Here is a 17,965-nt window from a genome sequence, read left to right on the forward strand (position 1 = left end):
TTAAGCCTTTATAGAACTTACCAGCACCTTGATTTCACTATCTAAGATATTAATCAACTCATAAGCTTTGCGTTTGATAATCAAATGAAAGCTATATGCAGGGATTGCCACTAAAATTCCACAACCTGTAGCCACTAAAGCTTCACTGATTTTAGGAGCTATAATGCTTAAAGAATTTTGCATCTCTAAGCCACCAAAAGTTTCAAGTATAGAAATAACCGTGCCAAAAAGACCTATAAAAGGAGAGGTTGAAGCGATAATACTAAGCCAAGTTAATCCTATTGTGGCTTTTTTTTCTACAGAATTTTTATAAATATTCATCTTTGTTTCATCAACTTCAACACATTTTTTTAAAATTGATGCACTTTGACTTAAATCTTTTTCGCCTCTCATTAAAGCTTCTAAAGCTTGGCTTTCATTTTGAGTCCATTTATTAATAAGCATCAACCTTGAAAATAATATACTAAAACTAAGTATAAAATACACCGAAAGCCAAGCTAATACTATATAAGTGATTAAGCTTGTATTTTCAAAAAAATGAAAAATTGCTTGAAAATCCACTATTTTTGCCTTACATTATTATCCATTTTAGCAAAAGTAGAAGCAAGTGCAATACTATCACTGCTCATAGATTTAATTAAATCTTTTGCTTCTTCTAATCTTTTTGCTATTTCACTATCACTATTTCCTCCAACCCATACAGCGCCTTTTGCTAAAACACTTACTTTAGTTTCAGAAACTTTTGCATGACCTGAATCAATAGCAACTAATTCATGAGTTGAATCTGATTTTTCTATATCTATAATTCCTGCTTTTAAAGAAGAGATTAAAGATGCATGTCCTTTTAAAACACCAAATTCACCCTCACTTCCAGGAAGAACTACCAATCTTGCATCCCCTTGATAAATCATACCAAGAGGTGTAATGATTTCTAAAGATATTAAATCTTGCATAAATTAACCTTTTTTAGCCTTATCCACTTTACAATTATCTAAACAAACGTCTTTTCTGCTAACTTCTTTAAGTGTTTCAGCTTTTGCTATAGCTTCATCTATATTACCAACCATATAAAAAGCATTTTCTGGTAAATCATCATATTTACCTTCTAAAATACCTTTAAATCCTGCAATTGTATCTTCTAAGCTGATATATTTTCCAGGGCTACCTGTGAAAACTTCAGCAACGAAGAATGGTTGAGATAGGAATTTTTCAATTTTTCTTGCTCTTTCAACAATCAATTTATCTTCTTCGCTTAACTCATCCATACCCAAAATAGCAATAATATCTTGCAAATCTTTATATTTTTGTAATACTGATTGTACTCCACGTGCTACTTTATAGTGCTCTTCACCAATAATTTGTGGATCAAGCATTCTTGAAGTAGAATCAAGTGGATCAACAGCTGGATAAATACCTTTTTCAGCAATTGATCTATTTAAAACTGTTGTTGCATCCAAGTGTGCAAAAACTGTTGCTGGTGCAGGGTCTGTTAAGTCATCTGCTGGTACATAAACTGCTTGAACTGAAGTAATAGATCCTTTTTTGGTTGAAGTAATTCTTTCTTGGAACTTACCCATTTCGCTAGCTAGGGTTGGCTGATAACCAACAGCTGAAGGAATTCTTCCTAAAAGCGCTGACATTTCTGAACCTGATTGAGAAAATCTAAAAATATTATCAATAAACATTAAAACATCAAGTCCCATTTCATCTCTAAAATACTCAGCCATAGTAAGACCTGTTAACGCAATACGATTTCTTGCTCCTGGTGGTTCATTCATTTGACCATAGCACAATGCAACTTTATCCAATACGTTACTTTCTTTCATTTCATTATAAAGGTCATTACCCTCACGAGTTCTTTCGCCAACACCTGCAAAAACCGAATATCCGCTGTGTTTAAATGCAACGTTGTGAATTAACTCCATAATAATAACGGTTTTGCCAACACCTGCACCACCAAAAAGACCAACTTTACCACCCTTAGCATAAGGAGCTAGCAAATCAACAACCTTTATACCTGTTTCAAAGATTTCACTTTTTGTACTTTGCTCTTCAAATGGAGGCGGATCTCTATGAATTGACCAGTGTTTATCAAAATTGATTTCTTCGCCCTCATCAATCAAATCACCCGTTACATTAAAAATTCTTCCAAGAACTTTTTCGCCTACTGGAACGCTAATTGGATTTCCAGTTGCAACAGCTGTTAAACCTCTAACAAGACCATCCGTCATATCCATAGCGATGGTTCTTACTTTATTATCACCTAAATGTGCAGCTACTTCAAGAACTAGCTTGCATTCTTTTCCTTCTAATTCATAATTAACAATAATAGCTTCATTAATTTGTGGAAGATAGTCTTTAAATTCAACATCAACCACTGGTCCTAAAACTTGAGAAATAAAACCTTGCATCATCACTCCTAAATTTATTTCATTGACTCAACACCGCTGATGATTTCTATCAACTCGGTGGTAATAGATTCTTGTCTTGCTTTATTATAAGCTAAATTAAGTTGCTTAACTCTAGCTTTTGCATTGTTGGTTGCATTATCCATGGCTTGCATTCTAGCACTATGTTCAGCTGCCAAAGAATCAACTAAAGAAAAATACATGTTATATTCAAAATAAGTTTTTAACAAATCGTTTAAAATTTCTTCATCTTCTGGTTCTAAGTCCATTAAAGATTCAGACTTTTGTTCTTCTTTGCCAACAATAGCTTCTACTGGCAACAACTCATTAATACGAATTTCTTGAGAAATCATATTTTTATAACCATTGTGAATGATTACAATTTTATCTGTCACACCATTTACAAAATCATCAACAGCTTTTTGGATAATAGCACAAGCCTTATCATAATCTGGACTTGAACTTGTATCTAAATATTTTTCCAAAATTTCTATATTTTGAAAATTAAAATATTCTATACCTGTTTTACCAATAGCTCTTAATCTTACCTTGATTTTTTTTGTTTTGCAATCTTCAAGCATTTCATTTACGGCTTTAATGGTTTTAATATTAAATCCACCACACAAACCCTTATCGGCTGTGACAAAAATAATATCCATTTTTTCTATATTATCTTTTTTTCTAAAAAATGGAAGTTTGTCATCAAGCCCATCGTATTGATTGATCTTGAACGCAATTTCTGATAAAACTTCATCGATTTTTTGAGCAAAAACCTTTGATTTTTTAGCTGCCTCTTCTGCTTTTCTTAGTTTAGCAGTAGAGACAAGCTTCATCGCATTGGTTGTCTTTTGTGTATTGTGAACACTTTTTATTTTTCTTTTAATTTCTTTTAAATTAGACATTTAAAAACCTTATATATGGTTTGCTTTAAACTCACTCAATGCTTTAGCTAGTTTTTCTTCTAAATCTTTATCTAAAGCTTTTTTAGTTCTAATTTGCTCAAAAATTTCTGGATACTTAGCCTCAATAAATGGATATAAAGCTGCTTCAAATTCTCCAATTTTCGAAACTGCAACATCATCTAAATAACCTTTAGTGCCTGCAAAAATAATCACAACTTGATTTTCTGGTGAAAGAGGAGAATATGGAGGTTGCTTTAAAACTTCAACCATTCTTTGTCCACGCTCAAGTTGTTTTCTACTAGCTTCATCCAAATCACTTGCAAATTGTGCAAAAGCTTGCAATTCTCTATACTGAGCTAAATCAAGTCTTAATGTACCTGAAACTTGCTTTGTTGCTTTAATTTGCGCAGCACCACCAACACGAGATACAGATAAACCAACATTAATCGCAGGACGAATACCTGAGTTAAATAAATCTGTTTCTAAGAAAATTTGACCATCTGTAATTGAAATAACATTGGTTGGAATATAAGCTGAAACATCCCCTGCTTGAGTTTCAATAATAGGAAGTGCAGTCAAGCTTCCCGCGCCAAGCTCATCACTTAACTTACTTGCTCTTTCAAGCAATCTTGAATGTAGATAGAACACATCTCCTGGATAAGCTTCACGACCTGGAGGACGACGTAAAATCAAAGACATTTCACGATATGCAACAGCATGTTTACTTAAATCATCATAAACGATCAATGCATGTCTTGAATTATCTCTAAAATATTCACCCATAGTTACCCCAGCATATGGCGCAAGATACTGTAACGCAGCAGGATCTGATGCACCCGCATTTACCACTATAGTATAATCCATTGCACCATATTCTTCAAGCTTTTTAACTACTTGAGCTACAGTACTTTGTTTTTGACCAATTGCAACATAAATACAAATAACATCTTTACCTTTTTGACTAATAATTGTATCAATTGCTACAGTTGTTTTACCTGTTTGTCTATCACCGATGATTAATTCTCTTTGTCCTCTACCAATTGGAACTAAAGCATCAATAGCTTTAATACCCGTATGTAATGGCTCATGAACGCTTTTTCTAGCCATAATACCTTTTGCTTTTTCTTCTACAAAACGATATTCGCTCGCTTCAATTACGCCTTTAGCATCAATTGGCTCTCCTAAAGCATTTACAACACGTCCTATTAACGCATCTCCAACTGGAACTTTTAAAAGTTTTTTTAATCTTTTTACAGAACTTCCTTCTTTAAGTCTAAGTCCTTTACCTAAGATAACAATACCAACACTTGATTCTTCAAGGTTAAGAACCATTCCTTTTTCGCCATTTTCAAATTCAACCATCTCTCCAGCCATAGCATTTTTAAGGCCATATACCTTAGCAACACCATCGGCAACTGAAATAATTTTACCGGTTTCTTCTATTTCAAGATTAAAGTCAAATTTTTCAATTCTTTCTTTTATAATAGAACTAATTTCATCTGCTTTAAATTTCATCAAATCTCCTTAAATTGCTTTTAATATATAATCATTCATCTTAGCTTTTAAGCTTTGCATTGAAAATGAAATTTCATATCCAAGTCCATCTAAGCTAATTTTTACACTGTCATTATCACTTATTTTACTATCTAATCTAATTTTTGCATTAAATTTAAGACTAAGTTTTTCCTCTAAATTTTTAATTTCTTCTTCGCTTAATTTTTCTTTTGAGTAAACCTGTCCTAAAAATGTATTTTCTTTTGATGCTTTTTGTTCACTTAATTCTTTAGTGATTTCTGGAATTAACATTTCTCTTTTATTATCCACAATCAAATTTATAAAATTTTTAAAAGCATCACTTGGATTATTCAATAATGAAAGTATTAACTCTAATTTTTTGTCTTGCTTTGTTTCGTATGAATTTAAAATATCTATAAATTTATTAGATGCAAAAGCTGAGCTTAACTCTAACAAATTAGAATAAAAATTTTCAAAATCATTTCTTTCTAATATTGCCTTTGCATATGTTTTAGCAATTACTTTTTCCATCAAGATACCTTTTTCATCATGATATTTAAAATTTCTTTTTGTTGTAGCTGTAAATTTTGATCTTCAAAAATTTCTTCTAAAACTGCTTGCACAACTTCTTTTTCCATTTTTCTTATTTCATATTCTTTGTGCTCTTCGTAAGTTTTTTCTAGAGCTTTAATTTCCATTTTTGTTTCATTCTCGATTTTTTCAGTAATAATTTCTGCCTCTTTTTTTGCAAAAGCAATTGCATTAACAGCTTCTTGCTTGGCTAAATCTAATTTTTTCATCATTTCTAATTTATGATTTTTACTTGCAATAAGTTTTTCTTGAATTTCATTCATTCTAGATGCAATCTTTGCAATTCTACCATTGTAGAAATTTTTCAAAGGTGTTGCTATGAAATAATACAAAATAGCAGCAAATAAAACAAAATTCACCGCTCTTGGAATAATATCATACTCACCACTTCCATTACCTGCTGCAAAAGCATAAAAAGGAAGTACTGATAACAATGCAATTTTTTTCAACATTTATCTTCCTTAAATTTTACTCAAGCTGTCTTTAAAGCTTTGTTTAAATTCTGGCATTTTTAAACGCATTTCTTCTTTTAATTCTTTTTCTTTTTCTCTTAGACTTTTAAGAAAAACAAGCATTTGATCTTCTAATTCTCTTTTTCTTGTTGATAATTCTTTTTCTTGTTTTATTTTAGCTTCTTCTATTGCTTTTGCTTTGATTTGATTGATTTCATCTCTTGTTTGGATATGAATTTTTTCTAATTCACTTTCTACATTTGAAACATCATCAGAATTTTTTTTCATTTTTTCTTCATCATTTTTTATGGTTAAATCTCTAGAATCCATAAATTTAATCAAAGGTTTATAGAGCATAGAATTTAAAATCGCTATCATAAGCAAAAAAATGACACCGGTGGCTATCATGATGGAAAAATGTACATCATTAAACATTAATACTCCTAAATAAATCTAAATAAAACGCGAAATTATAGCAAAACATACCTAAAAACATATTTAATTTAATGTCTTTAGAAATTCCCTAACCTCATCTTCATTTTCAAAATTTATAGTAATTTTTAATTCTTTTGCATTTACTTTTAAGCCTAAAGATTCAATTTTTTCTTTTAAATTTATTATAGATTGATATTGTTTGTTTGAAGTTGCGTTTTTTTCTAATTGGTTTGTGTTTTTAAAATTTTTAATTAACTTTTCGGTATCTCTTACATTGAGTTTTTGCCCTATGATAGTATCAACTATCATTTTTTCTTCTTCTTTTTCAAGTCCCACTAAAACTTTTGCATGACCTTGTGAAATTTTACCTTCTATAATGAAATTTTGCGTTTGCTCATTTAAATTTAAAAGTCTTAAGGTATTAGCAATTTGAGGTCTTGATTTGTGAATAAGATCGGCTAATTTTTCTTGAGTGATATCATGAATTTCTAATAACTCTTTATAAGAATGTGCTAATTCTATAGGGTTTAAATTTTCTCTTTGAATATTTTCTATTAAAGCAAGCTCACGTAATTTTATATCATCTACGTTTAAAACTACAGCTTTAATTTGTTCTTTTTCTAAAAGCTTACACGCTCTAAATCTTCTCTCACCTGCTATCAAAATATAATCAAATTCATCTTTTTTAAAAACCACAACAGGCTGAATCAAACCATATTCTTTAATAGAACCTGCAAGTTCTTCTAGAGCTTGGGTATCAAAATTTTTTCTTGGCTGATAAGGGTTTGGACTAATTAAATCTATATCAATTTCTTCTATTCTACCTTCATTAGAGCCTAATTCTTTTTCATAAACCTCATCAATATCAGCCAAAATGCTACTTAAACCTCTTCCTAATGCACTTTTTTTTGCCATTTTTTATCCTAATATAGAATGTGCTAAATTTTGATATGCCACTGAACCTGGAGATTTTATATCATAAAGTATAATAGGCTTTCCATAGCTTGGACTTTCAGCAAGTTTTACATTTCTTGGTATGATGATGAAATCATCTTCATTATCACCTGTTCTAAATAGCTTTTGTTTGAAATTTTGCTTTAAATCTTCCACAGTATCTTTTGAAAGATTATTTTGTGAGCTATACATAGTTGGCAAAAAGCCTTTTATTTTTAGTTTTGGATTGATAGTTTTTTTCACAAATTTAATAGTGTTTAAAACCATCGCAACACCCTCAAGCGCATAAAACTCACATTGTATAGGGATAATAACACTATCGCTTGCCGCAAAAGCATTTACCGTAATGCTTCCAAGCGCAGGAGGTGAGTCAATGATAATAAAATCATAATCTTTGGCAATTTCTTTGATTTTTTCTCTTAAAATTGTTCTATATTCTCCGCTTTCTTTTACTACTTCTTGCTCAATTCCAACCAAAGAAATATTCGATGGAGCTAAATATAATTGCGGAAGCTCAGTTTTTAAAATAATTTCAGAAAGTTTTTTCCTACCTATAAAAACATGGTAAATATTATATTCATAATTACTTCTATTAAAACCAAGTCCTGTTGTAGCATTAGCTTGTGGATCAATATCTATCAAAAGAACCTTTTTTTCAGCTACTGCCAAAGAAGCCGCTAGATTAATAGCGGTAGTAGTTTTACCTACCCCACCTTTTTGATTTGCAATAGTTATTATCTCACTCATCTTAAACTATATATCCTTTTATTATCTAACAATATAGAACCATCTTTATACAACAAAGCATCTTTTAAAGATAAAATCTTACCTTCATTATGTATAAAAAAATTTCTTGATTTTTCAAATTCTAGCATATACTTGCTAAAAATATTCTTCCATAAAATTTTCTCATCTACATAAGAAAAATACTCATTTAAAAGTTTTGCTATATCCACTTCTATATCTAAAATTTCAGCATTAAATGGGGCGTATTTAAGATTAATCCCCATTCCTACAACCAAAAAATCATTGATTTTAGAACTCATCAATCCGCCTATTTTTTTATCTTCTATATAAAAATCATTAGGCCATTTAATCCATACTTTTGAATTTTGTCTTTGCAATACTTCTTTCATTAAAAATGCAAAGTATATACTAGCAGAAGCCAAAGGAAGGTCTCGTGTTAATTCTTGAGTTTTTATGCAAAAAGATACATGCAAATTTCCTTGCTTACTTTGCCAAGTATTATCTCTACTGCCTATACCAGCACTTTGGATAAAAGCACAAATGGCTGTATTGTTAATAATCTCTCCACTGCGAATTTTATCACTTAAATAAACTTGAGTTGATTCAAGTTCATCAAAATAAACTATCTCCAAGTTTTAACCTTTTTCCATTTAAATAAGTCTTAGCGTCTAAAACTTTTTTTCCACTTTCTTGTAAAGTTTTAATCCTTAAAATACCTTTTGTACATGAAAGCAAAAAGCTTTCCTTTTCTATTTGTAAAATCACACCTGGTTTTTGAGTTTTTTCACTATCAACTAATTCTATGTCTAAAAATTTCAAACCATTTTCTAAAAAAATTCCAGGCCAAGGTGCAAAAGCTAGAAATTTTTGATAAATTTCACTTGCATTATTTAAAGCAATCAAGCCATCTTCTTTTTTAATTTTTTTACAATGTGTAACTAAACTTTCATCTTGCTTTTTTGGGACAATTTTTTCAAAATTCAAAAGTGTAGAAATAGTAAGCTTGGCTGCTAAATCTGAAAGCATAATAAAAACTTCAGTTGAATTTTTACCTGCGATATCACATTCTATACTTTCTAAAATAGCACCACTATCAAGGCCTTCTTCCATAAGCATAGTACAAACCCCGCTTATTTTATCCCCATTTAAAATAGCACTTTGTATAGGCGAAGCGCCACGATATTTAGGAAGCAAGGAAGCATGTAAATTGATACAAGGAGCAATATCTAAAATTTCTTTTGGTAAAATCTTCCCATAAGCAGCAACAACTATAAAGTCAGGTTTTAAGCTTTTTATTCCATTGATTGTGTTTTCATCTTTTAAGCTTTTTGGAGTGAAAATTTCTATATTTAAATTATTTTCTAAAACAAACTTTTTAGTATCACTTGGAGTTAAAATTTGCTTTCTTCCCACAGGTTTATCAGGCTGGGTAAATAAAGCTTGGACATTAAACCCTTTATCAACAAGCTCTTTTAAAATACATGTTGCATAAGAGGGAGTTCCCATAAAAATGATATTTTTCATAATGCTACTATCCTTTTTTGGTAGGTTTTTATAGTTTTTTGATGTAAAAACCATGTTCTTTAGTAAAGAAATTAATACACCAAACCTTTAAAATTGGACTTGATATATTCTTGGATAAAATCTATAGCTAAATTTTCACTCATCAAAGATTATTTTGATTTCTAATTTTTTTAACTTCTTCTAAAAGCATAAATTTAAGCTCTTTAAGTCCAGTTTTTTCAAGGCTTGATACTTTAACAAAAAAGCTTTGTGGATTATTTTGACTTTGTAAATAAGCTTTTAACTCATTATAATCATCTTCCATTTTTTGTGCAAATTCCTCACCCAAATTTACACTATCACTTTTTGAAAGCATTAAGCCAAAATTTCTTGCATAAAGCTTGCTTGAAAATTTTTCCAATTCTTTTCTTAAAATGCAAAATTGCTCTTTTAAACTCATATCTCTTAATGGATCAAGTACAAAAAGTAAAAAAGAAGTTCTTTCTATGTGTCTTAAAAACTCAAGTCCCAAACCCCTACCATCGCTTGCACCTTCTATAATACCTGGGATATCTGCCATTACAAAAGAATTATAATCATCTACTTCAACCATACCAAGTTTTGGAGTTAAAGTAGTAAATTCATAATTAGCTATTTCAGGTCTTGCATTAGACACTACGCTTATAAGAGTGGATTTTCCTACATTTGGAAAGCCTACAAGCCCAACATCTGCTATGAGTTTTAACTCTAAACGCACGCTTAAGGTTTTTCCTGCCACGCCTGGTTGGGCATAATCTGGGCGCTGATTAGTAGAGTTTTTAAAGTGAGTATTACCAAGACCACCTTTACCACCTTTTAAAAAGAGTTCTTTTTGACCTTCTACTAACATATCAAGTAAAACTTCCCCACTTTGTGCATCAATTACTTGGGTGCCTTGAGGGACAATCAACTCTAAACTTTCCCCTCTTTTGCCATTTTTGTTACGGCCCAAACCCGGCTGGCCATTTTGTGCTTTAAGTTCTTTTTTACCTTTAAAGTGCACTAGGGTATGAGTATTATTATCGCATATAAAATACACATCGCCACCATTTCCACCATCGCCACCATCAGGTCCACCAAGTGGAACATGTTTTTCACGGCGAAAACTCACAGCACCTTTGCCACCATTACCTGAACTTAAAACTAATTTTACATTATCTATAAACATACAATCACCAAAGTATAAATTTTTAAAATGATATTATATTTTTTTTAATATATTAAGATTAAAAAGAAGAAAAAGGCTACAAAGTAGCCTTTAAATTATGCAGGATAAACAGAAACTTTTTTTCTATTTTTATCTTTTCTTTCAAATTTTACAAAACCATCAATTAAAGCAAAAATTGTATGGTCTTTTCCCATGCCTACGTTATTACCTGCATGAGTTGCTGTTCCTCTTTGGCGAATGATGATGTTGCCAGCGCGAACAAATTCTCCACCAAATTTTTTAACACCTAGACGACGACCTATAGAATCACGATTATTCTGAGTTGAACCTTGACCTTTCTTGTGTGCCATTCTTTACTCCTTAAGCTTTAATATCTACTACTCTAACGCGAGTAAATTGTCTTCTAAAACCGCGTTTTAATTTTGAGTCTTTTCTACGTCTTTTTTTATAAATCACAACTTTTTTGTCTTTTCCATGAGCAATCACTTCTAAAACAACTTTTGCACCCGCAACAAACGGCGCACCTACCTTTAATTCTTTATCACATACAGCAAGAACTTCACTTACTTCTACGCTTGATTTTACTTCAGCTTCAAAACGATCTAGTTTAAGCTCATCACCTTGGCTTACTCTGTATTGTTTTCCACTGTGTTTTATAATAGCATACATACAGCTATCCTTTCTTAAAATATTTTGGTAGCACCATAAAGCATTATGCATAAAACATAAATTTAAAAAGCTTTAGTGGTTAAAACTTGAGATTATACTCAAAATAATTTTAAATTTAGGTTAATTACCAACCTAAATTTACCGTACCATTTGGATTTACACTATGTTGTTTTTCCACGCCCATATTAGCTTCATCTAAAGGCCTACAAACATCATCTTTTTTAACACTTCCTTCAAGAATTTTAGCATATGATAGTTTTGGTGTTGAGCGGATAATTTGAACCTTTCCACTTTTTGTTTCTATTCTTGCTGTATTTTCTTTAGTATAAGCATCCTTTATCACTTCACCTAAAGAATAACACTCATAGATTTCATCATTACTCAAAGTTTGCGAGAAGACTACTTCATTATTACTAACTTGTGCAACTTTTAAAGGATAAATAGCATTTAAAATATCATCTGAAATTTTCTTTGCAATTTTTTCACTTAGCTTTTCACTAGCTACTAAAGAATCACCTTTAACAAAGGCTGACATGGTTAAAGTATTTGAAAATTTAATTTGTCTGGTGGCAAATAAAAGCACGCGATAATCCACCACAACATCTATTTTATTTTTATTTCCTTTGGTTTTAAGATCTACTCCACCTACATGAAATAACAAAATATAATCAGTAGCTAAAACATTCTTAAGTTTGTAAATTTCATCTTTATGCGTATTAGATGAATTTATCAAAGCTTTCTCCATTTCATAATAACCTTTAGAATCTCTATCTAAAACATTAAATTTCCTACTTTGAAGTAAATCTGTGATAATTTTTTGCTGTAAAATATTTCCAAGCTCTTGGTATTTAGAAGAGGTATTAAATACCGTAATACTTCTTCTACCATCTGGCTTATAACCTGGTATTTGATATTTTTTATGAGTAGTAGTTTTAAAAATGGTTACATTTGCTATGTATTTATCGTTTTCTTGAACCACACTATCAATTTCATATGCATCAACTCTGCCTTTTGTAGCTTTTATGATTTGCTCTTTATAGCTATCTTCTATATTAGTCTTTTTATTATTTGAATTTACCCCGACAAAAGACTGCTTGGTTGAGTCAATATTAACACCATTTAATTTACCAATAGCTTCTATTATGGCATTATTTATTGCCTCTTCTCTGCTAGCTCCTATACCCTCGCCCGTACTTGAATTGGTAGTGCTTGTGGTGATTATTTTGGCATATAAACTCAAATGAAAACATAAAATCAAAATACAAATTTGTAATATCTTCATAAATTTTTCCTAAAAATCATCTATATCATTTACAACATTAGAACTTCTTTGTATATTAGAAGACTTTTTAGGTTCAGTTTTTGGGACACTAGTGTTTGAATTTGATTTTAAAGCTTCGTTAATATTTGCCACATTATCATAAGAATAAAATCTTACAACACCTACATGTTCTATACCATTTTCGCTTGTATAATTCCATCTTTTAAGTGTTCCTATGCCTTTGATTTTTCCGCTAGCACTTGCTTTTATTTTTGTATTGATTTTTTCTACAATATTTGTGAAATCTTGAATTTGTTCTTGAGTAGTGTTGTCATTGATATTTAAGCTTTGCTTGATGATTTCTTCATAACTTTCACCTGTATTTTTTCATCTTTTAAACTTAAATTTGTATTGATAAATTCAATTATAGCTGCATCAGCCATAGTTGAAGCTGTATCTTTAGCCCTATCTTCTAATATATTTGTCTTCTTGGCATTATTTGCATCAGCAATATAACCCCAATTTCCATAGCTTAAAATAACCGGTGAACCTTTTTCATCATAAACTAAGCGAATACCATATTCATTAAGAAAGCCTTTATTGTCTTTTGGTAAATACTCGTTGATATTTTTTCCTTTACCTTTGATGTTACTTTGACGCGCTAAAGACATATCTTTAGCAAGTTGACGAGTTTTTTTAGAAACAACTGCAATTACACCAATATCATATTGCCCTCTTCTTTGCGTAACTATAGTTTGCACAGGAATTAAACCGCTCATTGAACCAACTGCACTAGTAATTGTTTTATTAAGAAACTCTTCTTTTAATAAAATCTTTTTTCTTTCCTCTGTTAAACCTTCTACATTAATACCCAAATCTCTCAAAGCTTTATCTAATTTTGCACCACTTAATTGAACCAGTTTATCAAAAATTTGCCCTACAACACTTCCTTTTGGTAGTTCTTCAAATTCTTTTGCATTAGTAGAATTATCAGCTTCGTAATTTTGAATTTTACTCACTGCCATTCTTCCAAAGGCATCTTCAATAAAATCAGACTGTAAATTAAGCATAGCTTTTGGTAAGCATTTTGCAAAGCTTGAGCAAATTGAGGATCGCTATCGCTTAGCGCAACTACACTTCTACCTGTATAAAAGGTTTTTCCATCTTTTGTAATACCATATTCTATACCAAAATTATCTGCAAATTCTTCAAAAAAATCATCTAAAGACTTTGGAGTAATATCTTTAGAGCTAGCATCTGACATTTCATTTTGAATTTTAATATCTTCTTGAGTAATTTCAACTTGTGGAGTTGCTTGAGCATAAAGAAAACTCGCTACCAATAATGATCCAATAACAAATCTTTTTTTCATCATATATTTCCTTGTTGTTTTATATTACCAGCTTACAGTTTTACTAGATCCTAGTTTATTGATTCTATTAGTTTTTTGCCATACTACCAAACCACTGCCCTTTTCAGCTAATTTCATAACAAAAAAGTATTCAACCTGGGTTTTACCATTACTTAATTTTATATTTTGCTGACCAATTCTTCCCTGTAAAGTCAAAGATGCACTAATTTGCGTATGATTTTTAGATACCGTAGCTTTATCATATCTATCATCATCTTTATCGCTCATTACATCATCCATATTATTTTGAGTAGCACTATCATTGCCCTGAGTAGCTGAAGCTGCAAATTTACCTGAATTTATAAGTTCTTCTACCATCAAATCAGTCAAATTTCTAGTATCTATTCTTAAAGCTGTATCATTTACCACATCATAAACTGCCACAATAGCCTTACCTGAATTTCCTATTTTATTCACAACATAACTTGAATTAAACAAACTATTTAACATCTCTTTAGCTGTATTGTCAAAATCTTCACCAGTTAAAGCCATGCTTAAAGAATCGCCTTGTTTTACTTTTGCCGCAGTTCCATCTACATAAGTAGGTTGTTGCATACACGCACTAAATAAAACACCTATAGCCACTACACTTGTTAAAATTTTAATTTTTTGCATTTTTTATCCTTTTTTATTTAATATATATTTTATATTTTTTTGCTTCCTTATTACTAGCTATATTTTGTATAATATACCCTTGTTTAGCTAATAATCTTATATTTTTATAGTTTTTATCAATAGTATTTTTTATAACAAACCCATCCTTATCAAACCATTCTATTTTATAAGAAAGCTTTTTATCAACAGAACTATAAAAAATAATCTGCACTTCTAATAATCCTGCATTATTTATTCTTTCTTTTATACTTTTTACATTTGTATGTTTAAAATTTGCATCAAGAGCATCTTGTGAAACCAATAACATACAATTTAATAATAATAAAAAAATTAACTTTTTCATTTTTCTATGATATTTATACTTGGAGCAATATTAGGTGCAAAAGAACGCACTACAACCAATACATTTTTCTTTGGATTAATCTGTCTTTCAAATAACACATCATCACTTGGAGTTTTAATAATAATTTTACCTGTATTTTTAATCATAACAACTCCTATACTTTGTGGCAATCCTCTCCAAGATCTAACATCAGCTTGAGTAGTTGCTGCATTCATGATACCACTAGCAAGGCTTAAAAAACCTCCCGTTGAGTCATTGTTAACTACTGCTGCATTGATAGTAGTTTTTAAGATAGCTGAAACTATTGCTTTGGTAACTATTGATGGTTGCTCGAACTTAAACTCGCTTGCTACAACATTATCCAAATCAACTAATTTTGTAGTATTAGTATCATTTACACTTAAATACTCAAAAGACTGGCTTCTTTTTTTTAGCTTAGGTAGAGCAATAGAAGTTGTCGTAAGAGTGTCATTTAAAATCAAAGGCAGAGTTAATTTAAACTCATCCTTTATCACACCAAAACCATTCTCATAAACAATAAAAACATATTTATTTTTTGATTTAGCATTGCTAATTGCTTTCCACTCTTTATTAATTTCTTTATTTTTTGGGTTTAAAATCTTTATTTCTTTAAATAAATCTTTAGCTAAAGTATAATCTTTACTCATATAATAAAAAATCGAAGCTAAGTAAGTTGCATAAGGATTGGTAAAATTTTTACTTGTTGAAAATTCTTCAAACAAAGCTTCATATTGAGCATTTATTTGTTTTGTTGATTCACTAAAATTTTTATTAAAATTTGGATCTTCTTTTTTGGCCTTTTCTAATTCTGCTTTATTTTTAGCAATTTGAGCTTTAAAATAATCTTTTGCTCTATCTTGACGCAATAAAGCTCTTTTAAACTCCACTCTTGCGTTGTTATAATCACCCTCACTCATAAAATTTAAACCCTTATATGTATTTACCATTATTCTTTCATATAAAGAGCCATCATAGTCTAATATGGAATCATTTATTAATGTAGTTACAGCTGTTTTAGCAATTTTTTGAGCGCCACTTCTTAAATCCACATCAACTTGATAAGATTCCTCAACCTTATCAAAAAATTCATTACTAAGATTAAAATCACCACAATTTTTTGCGATTAAACCTGCATTTAATCCTACATATACTGGATCATCTTTTTTATCCACCTTAGTCATTTCTTGGGCAAAAAATTCATCAGAACATATCTTTTGGGTTAACTTTTGCTCTAATTCATTGTTTACTTTTGCATGATTAGCGCACGCACTAAATAAAATAGCTGTTAATGCAATCACACTAAATAAAATTTTATTTTTCATAGCCAATTCCTAATTAAAAATTAAGAATGTATTATATATAAAAATAAACAAAAAACAACATTCCCTAAAGAAATATCTTTAGGGAAAATTTGATTAAAGCTCTGGTTTTGGAGTTTTTTCAGTAGCTTTTGGAAGTTGAGGATAAGTAATGCTTGGTTTTTTACCTGTTAGAGCATGTAAGAAAGTTTCTATAGAAGCTGCTTCTTTGTCAGAAATTTCTATGCCAAGTTGCACACTACCCATTTCTTTAATAGCATCTTGTAAAGACCAAATAGCGCCATTATGGAAGTATGGAGCTGTTTCAGCAATATTTCTTAAAGTTGGAGTTTTAACTAAACCATTTGCATCACCTTTAAAATCACCTACATTTGCAAATTTATATTTAGCTGCCACTTGGAAAGCTTGCATACTACCACCTAAATTTACTCCTGTATGACAAGCTGTACAGCCTTTATCGATGAAAGTTTTTAAACCTTCTTTTTCTTTTTTGCTTAAAGCTTTTGTATCACCTTCTAAGAATTTATCAAATTTAGATGGAGTTAAAAGTGTTCTTTCAAATGTAGCAATAGCATCTGCTATATTATCAAAAGTTACCCCATCATTACCATATATTTTTTTAAATTCTTTAACATATTCTGGCATAGAAGAAATTTTTTCTACTGCTAACTTAGCAGGAGTTGCCATTTCAGGCTCTGCCTCGATTGGTCCTTTTGCTTGATCTGCTAAAGTACCTGCTCTACCATCCCAAAATTGAGTTGAATTTAAAACAGAGTTATAAACTGTTGGCGAATTTAAATGATGAGGATTAGCAGTCCATTTGTGTCCTACAGCTGCTGCTATACCATCAGCACCACCCATACCTAAGTTGTGACAGGTATTACAAGAAATCAAACCACTTTTAGAAAGTCTTGGTTCAAAATACAGCTTTTTACCAAGATTAGCTTTTTCTTTAGAAAACTTACTAGCTTTAACGCCCATTTCTTTTAATAGTTTTTCAACGCCTGCTTGATCCTTTGGCAAAGGTGCTAAACCTGCTGCTTTTGCTTCATCAAGCAAAGCTTTATCGTTAGCAAAAGCAGTTGATGCAACTAATAATGATGATGCAACTAATAATGAAATTTTTTTCATTATTCACTCCTAAATAAGATAAAATAAAGCCTATTTAAAATAAACTTATTGAAAATATATCTATAATTTTCTTTAAATAAAATAAAAAATTTCTATTTAAAAATAAAAATTATTATAGGATAAAATATCTCTTAAATATTTATTTCAGAGTTTTTTGCTATCATTATTATAAATCTTTATAGAATTAGGATAAAAAGTAAATGGAAAATTTAATAATTTATCTTTTAGCTTATCTTATAGGTGCTATACCTTTTGGTCTTTTACTAGCTCAAATTTTTGCCAAAACAAATATCAAAAATGCAGGCAGTAAAAGCATAGGTGCTACCAATGTTTTAAGAGTAGTAAAAGAAAGCGATCCTAAGCTTGCTAAAACACTTGCTGTTGCAACAATTGTCTTAGATGCACTTAAAGGAATTGTACCTATATTAGTAGCAAAAATTTTAGGCTATGATGAAAATATCTTATGGACTATGGCGGTTTT

Annotated in this window: 21 protein-coding genes and 1 pseudogene; 1 reads left to right on the top strand and 21 read right to left on the bottom strand. The window is 30.4% G+C overall.

Annotated features, from left to right (window positions below):
- The 21 genes and pseudogenes from CAMP5121_RS04220 to CAMP5121_RS04320 all read right to left on the bottom strand — a co-directional run bounded on the left by CAMP5121_RS04220 (position 1) and on the right by CAMP5121_RS04320 (position 17,484).
- Complete coding sequence (locus tag CAMP5121_RS04220) at positions 1–561, bottom strand: MotA/TolQ/ExbB proton channel family protein (RefSeq protein ID WP_263682553.1); 561 nt, start codon at positions 559–561, stop codon at positions 1–3.
- Entirely contained in the window at positions 561–953 is a 393-nt protein-coding gene (atpC, locus tag CAMP5121_RS04225; protein ID WP_012660943.1) for an ATP synthase F1 subunit epsilon, read from the bottom strand. Before atpC ends, CAMP5121_RS04220 begins: the two co-directional genes overlap by 1 nt.
- A gap of 3 nt (positions 954–956) precedes the next feature.
- On the bottom strand, positions 957–2,411 hold the full coding sequence (atpD, locus tag CAMP5121_RS04230; protein WP_039667925.1) for a F0F1 ATP synthase subunit beta: 1,455 nt from the start codon (positions 2,409–2,411) through the stop codon (positions 957–959).
- A 14-nt stretch (positions 2,412–2,425) separates the two neighbouring features.
- The gene (gene atpG / locus CAMP5121_RS04235; protein ID WP_263663543.1) at positions 2,426–3,310 is read right to left on the bottom strand and encodes an ATP synthase F1 subunit gamma; all 885 of its coding nucleotides are present in this window, start codon (positions 3,308–3,310) and stop codon (positions 2,426–2,428) included.
- Positions 3,311–3,319: 9 nt separating this feature from the next.
- Positions 3,320–4,825 carry a F0F1 ATP synthase subunit alpha gene (atpA, locus tag CAMP5121_RS04240; RefSeq protein ID WP_337214877.1) on the bottom strand — a complete coding sequence of 502 codons (1,506 nt, stop codon included), beginning with the start codon at positions 4,823–4,825 and terminating at the stop codon, positions 3,320–3,322.
- Positions 4,826–4,834: 9 nt separating this feature from the next.
- The gene (locus CAMP5121_RS04245; RefSeq protein WP_337214878.1) at positions 4,835–5,356 is read right to left on the bottom strand and encodes a F0F1 ATP synthase subunit delta; all 522 of its coding nucleotides are present in this window, start codon (positions 5,354–5,356) and stop codon (positions 4,835–4,837) included.
- Positions 5,356–5,868, bottom strand: coding sequence for a F0F1 ATP synthase subunit B (locus tag CAMP5121_RS04250; RefSeq protein WP_337214879.1), 513 nt, complete (start codon positions 5,866–5,868; stop codon positions 5,356–5,358). The genes CAMP5121_RS04245 and CAMP5121_RS04250 overlap by 1 nt, the downstream gene beginning before the upstream one ends.
- A gap of 9 nt (positions 5,869–5,877) precedes the next feature.
- Positions 5,878–6,303 (bottom strand): FoF1 ATP synthase subunit B', encoded by a 426-nt coding sequence (locus CAMP5121_RS04255; RefSeq protein ID WP_257927995.1) that lies wholly within the window; start codon positions 6,301–6,303, stop codon positions 5,878–5,880.
- A gap of 63 nt (positions 6,304–6,366) precedes the next feature.
- A complete protein-coding gene (locus tag CAMP5121_RS04260; protein ID WP_337214880.1) occupies positions 6,367–7,218 on the bottom strand; it encodes a ParB/RepB/Spo0J family partition protein in 852 nt (283 codons plus the stop codon).
- A gap of 3 nt (positions 7,219–7,221) precedes the next feature.
- Complete coding sequence (locus CAMP5121_RS04265; RefSeq protein WP_012660935.1) at positions 7,222–8,004, bottom strand: ParA family protein; 783 nt, start codon at positions 8,002–8,004, stop codon at positions 7,222–7,224.
- Positions 8,001–8,636, bottom strand: a complete 636-nt coding sequence (locus tag CAMP5121_RS04270; RefSeq protein ID WP_337214881.1) for a biotin--[acetyl-CoA-carboxylase] ligase — start codon at positions 8,634–8,636, stop codon at positions 8,001–8,003. Before CAMP5121_RS04270 ends, CAMP5121_RS04265 begins: the two co-directional genes overlap by 4 nt.
- Positions 8,617–9,528: a methionyl-tRNA formyltransferase gene (gene fmt, locus CAMP5121_RS04275; RefSeq protein WP_337214882.1), complete on the bottom strand. Its 912-nt coding sequence runs from the start codon at positions 9,526–9,528 to the stop codon at positions 8,617–8,619. Before fmt ends, CAMP5121_RS04270 begins: the two co-directional genes overlap by 20 nt.
- 142 nt (positions 9,529–9,670) lie before the next feature.
- Complete coding sequence (gene obgE, locus CAMP5121_RS04280) at positions 9,671–10,714, bottom strand: GTPase ObgE (RefSeq protein ID WP_337214883.1); 1,044 nt, start codon at positions 10,712–10,714, stop codon at positions 9,671–9,673.
- 95 nt (positions 10,715–10,809) lie between these two features.
- Positions 10,810–11,064 carry a 50S ribosomal protein L27 gene (gene rpmA, locus CAMP5121_RS04285; RefSeq protein ID WP_002862355.1) on the bottom strand — a complete coding sequence of 85 codons (255 nt, stop codon included), beginning with the start codon at positions 11,062–11,064 and terminating at the stop codon, positions 10,810–10,812.
- Between the two features lie 10 nt (positions 11,065–11,074).
- Positions 11,075–11,383, bottom strand: coding sequence for a 50S ribosomal protein L21 (gene rplU, locus CAMP5121_RS04290; RefSeq protein WP_012660931.1), 309 nt, complete (start codon positions 11,381–11,383; stop codon positions 11,075–11,077).
- A 124-nt stretch (positions 11,384–11,507) separates the two neighbouring features.
- Positions 11,508–12,665 carry a hypothetical protein gene (locus CAMP5121_RS04295; RefSeq protein ID WP_337214884.1) on the bottom strand — a complete coding sequence of 386 codons (1,158 nt, stop codon included), beginning with the start codon at positions 12,663–12,665 and terminating at the stop codon, positions 11,508–11,510.
- Between the two features lie 9 nt (positions 12,666–12,674).
- Positions 12,675–14,016, bottom strand: a pseudogene (locus tag CAMP5121_RS04300) (DUF6844 domain-containing protein).
- Positions 14,017–14,040: 24 nt separating this feature from the next.
- On the bottom strand, positions 14,041–14,670 hold the full coding sequence (lpoB, locus tag CAMP5121_RS04305) for a penicillin-binding protein activator LpoB (RefSeq protein ID WP_263724717.1): 630 nt from the start codon (positions 14,668–14,670) through the stop codon (positions 14,041–14,043).
- A 13-nt stretch (positions 14,671–14,683) separates the two neighbouring features.
- Positions 14,684–15,013: a YcfL family protein gene (locus tag CAMP5121_RS04310; protein ID WP_337214885.1), complete on the bottom strand. Its 330-nt coding sequence runs from the start codon at positions 15,011–15,013 to the stop codon at positions 14,684–14,686.
- Positions 15,010–16,356 (bottom strand): COG3014 family protein, encoded by a 1,347-nt coding sequence (locus CAMP5121_RS04315; protein WP_337214886.1) that lies wholly within the window; start codon positions 16,354–16,356, stop codon positions 15,010–15,012. The genes CAMP5121_RS04310 and CAMP5121_RS04315 overlap by 4 nt, the downstream gene beginning before the upstream one ends.
- Before the next feature lie 93 nt (positions 16,357–16,449).
- Positions 16,450–17,484: a cytochrome-c peroxidase gene (locus CAMP5121_RS04320; protein ID WP_173787074.1), complete on the bottom strand. Its 1,035-nt coding sequence runs from the start codon at positions 17,482–17,484 to the stop codon at positions 16,450–16,452.
- Between the two features lie 200 nt (positions 17,485–17,684).
- Between CAMP5121_RS04320 and CAMP5121_RS04325 the strand changes: the two genes are divergently transcribed.
- A partial coding sequence (locus CAMP5121_RS04325; RefSeq protein WP_337214887.1) for a glycerol-3-phosphate acyltransferase occupies positions 17,685–17,965 on the top strand: 281 nt, incomplete at its 3' end.

The organism is Campylobacter sp. 2352 PW (assembly GCF_024723575.1).
GTDB lineage: Bacteria > Campylobacterota > Campylobacteria > Campylobacterales > Campylobacteraceae > Campylobacter_D.

Coding starts and splice junctions, on each gene's coding strand:
- atpC (WP_012660943.1), bottom strand. CDS start 953: ATGCAAGATTTAATATCTTTAGAAATCATTACACCTCTTGGTATGATT.
- atpD (WP_039667925.1), bottom strand. CDS start 2,411: ATGCAAGGTTTTATTTCTCAAGTTTTAGGACCAGTGGTTGATGTTGAA.
- atpG (WP_263663543.1), bottom strand. CDS start 3,310: ATGTCTAATTTAAAAGAAATTAAAAGAAAAATAAAAAGTGTTCACAAT.
- atpA (WP_337214877.1), bottom strand. CDS start 4,825: ATGAAATTTAAAGCAGATGAAATTAGTTCTATTATAAAAGAAAGAATT.
- CAMP5121_RS04245 (WP_337214878.1), bottom strand. CDS start 5,356: ATGGAAAAAGTAATTGCTAAAACATATGCAAAGGCAATATTAGAAAGA.
- CAMP5121_RS04250 (WP_337214879.1), bottom strand. CDS start 5,868: ATGTTGAAAAAAATTGCATTGTTATCAGTACTTCCTTTTTATGCTTTT.
- CAMP5121_RS04255 (WP_257927995.1), bottom strand. CDS start 6,303: ATGTTTAATGATGTACATTTTTCCATCATGATAGCCACCGGTGTCATT.
- CAMP5121_RS04260 (WP_337214880.1), bottom strand. CDS start 7,218: ATGGCAAAAAAAAGTGCATTAGGAAGAGGTTTAAGTAGCATTTTGGCT.
- CAMP5121_RS04265 (WP_012660935.1), bottom strand. CDS start 8,004: ATGAGTGAGATAATAACTATTGCAAATCAAAAAGGTGGGGTAGGTAAA.
- fmt (WP_337214882.1), bottom strand. CDS start 9,528: ATGAAAAATATCATTTTTATGGGAACTCCCTCTTATGCAACATGTATT.
- obgE (WP_337214883.1), bottom strand. CDS start 10,714: ATGTTTATAGATAATGTAAAATTAGTTTTAAGTTCAGGTAATGGTGGC.
- rpmA (WP_002862355.1), bottom strand. CDS start 11,064: ATGGCACACAAGAAAGGTCAAGGTTCAACTCAGAATAATCGTGATTCT.
- rplU (WP_012660931.1), bottom strand. CDS start 11,383: ATGTATGCTATTATAAAACACAGTGGAAAACAATACAGAGTAAGCCAA.
- CAMP5121_RS04295 (WP_337214884.1), bottom strand. CDS start 12,665: ATGAAGATATTACAAATTTGTATTTTGATTTTATGTTTTCATTTGAGT.
- lpoB (WP_263724717.1), bottom strand. CDS start 14,670: ATGCAAAAAATTAAAATTTTAACAAGTGTAGTGGCTATAGGTGTTTTA.
- CAMP5121_RS04310 (WP_337214885.1), bottom strand. CDS start 15,013: ATGAAAAAGTTAATTTTTTTATTATTATTAAATTGTATGTTATTGGTT.
- CAMP5121_RS04315 (WP_337214886.1), bottom strand. CDS start 16,356: ATGAAAAATAAAATTTTATTTAGTGTGATTGCATTAACAGCTATTTTA.
- CAMP5121_RS04320 (WP_173787074.1), bottom strand. CDS start 17,484: ATGAAAAAAATTTCATTATTAGTTGCATCATCATTATTAGTTGCATCA.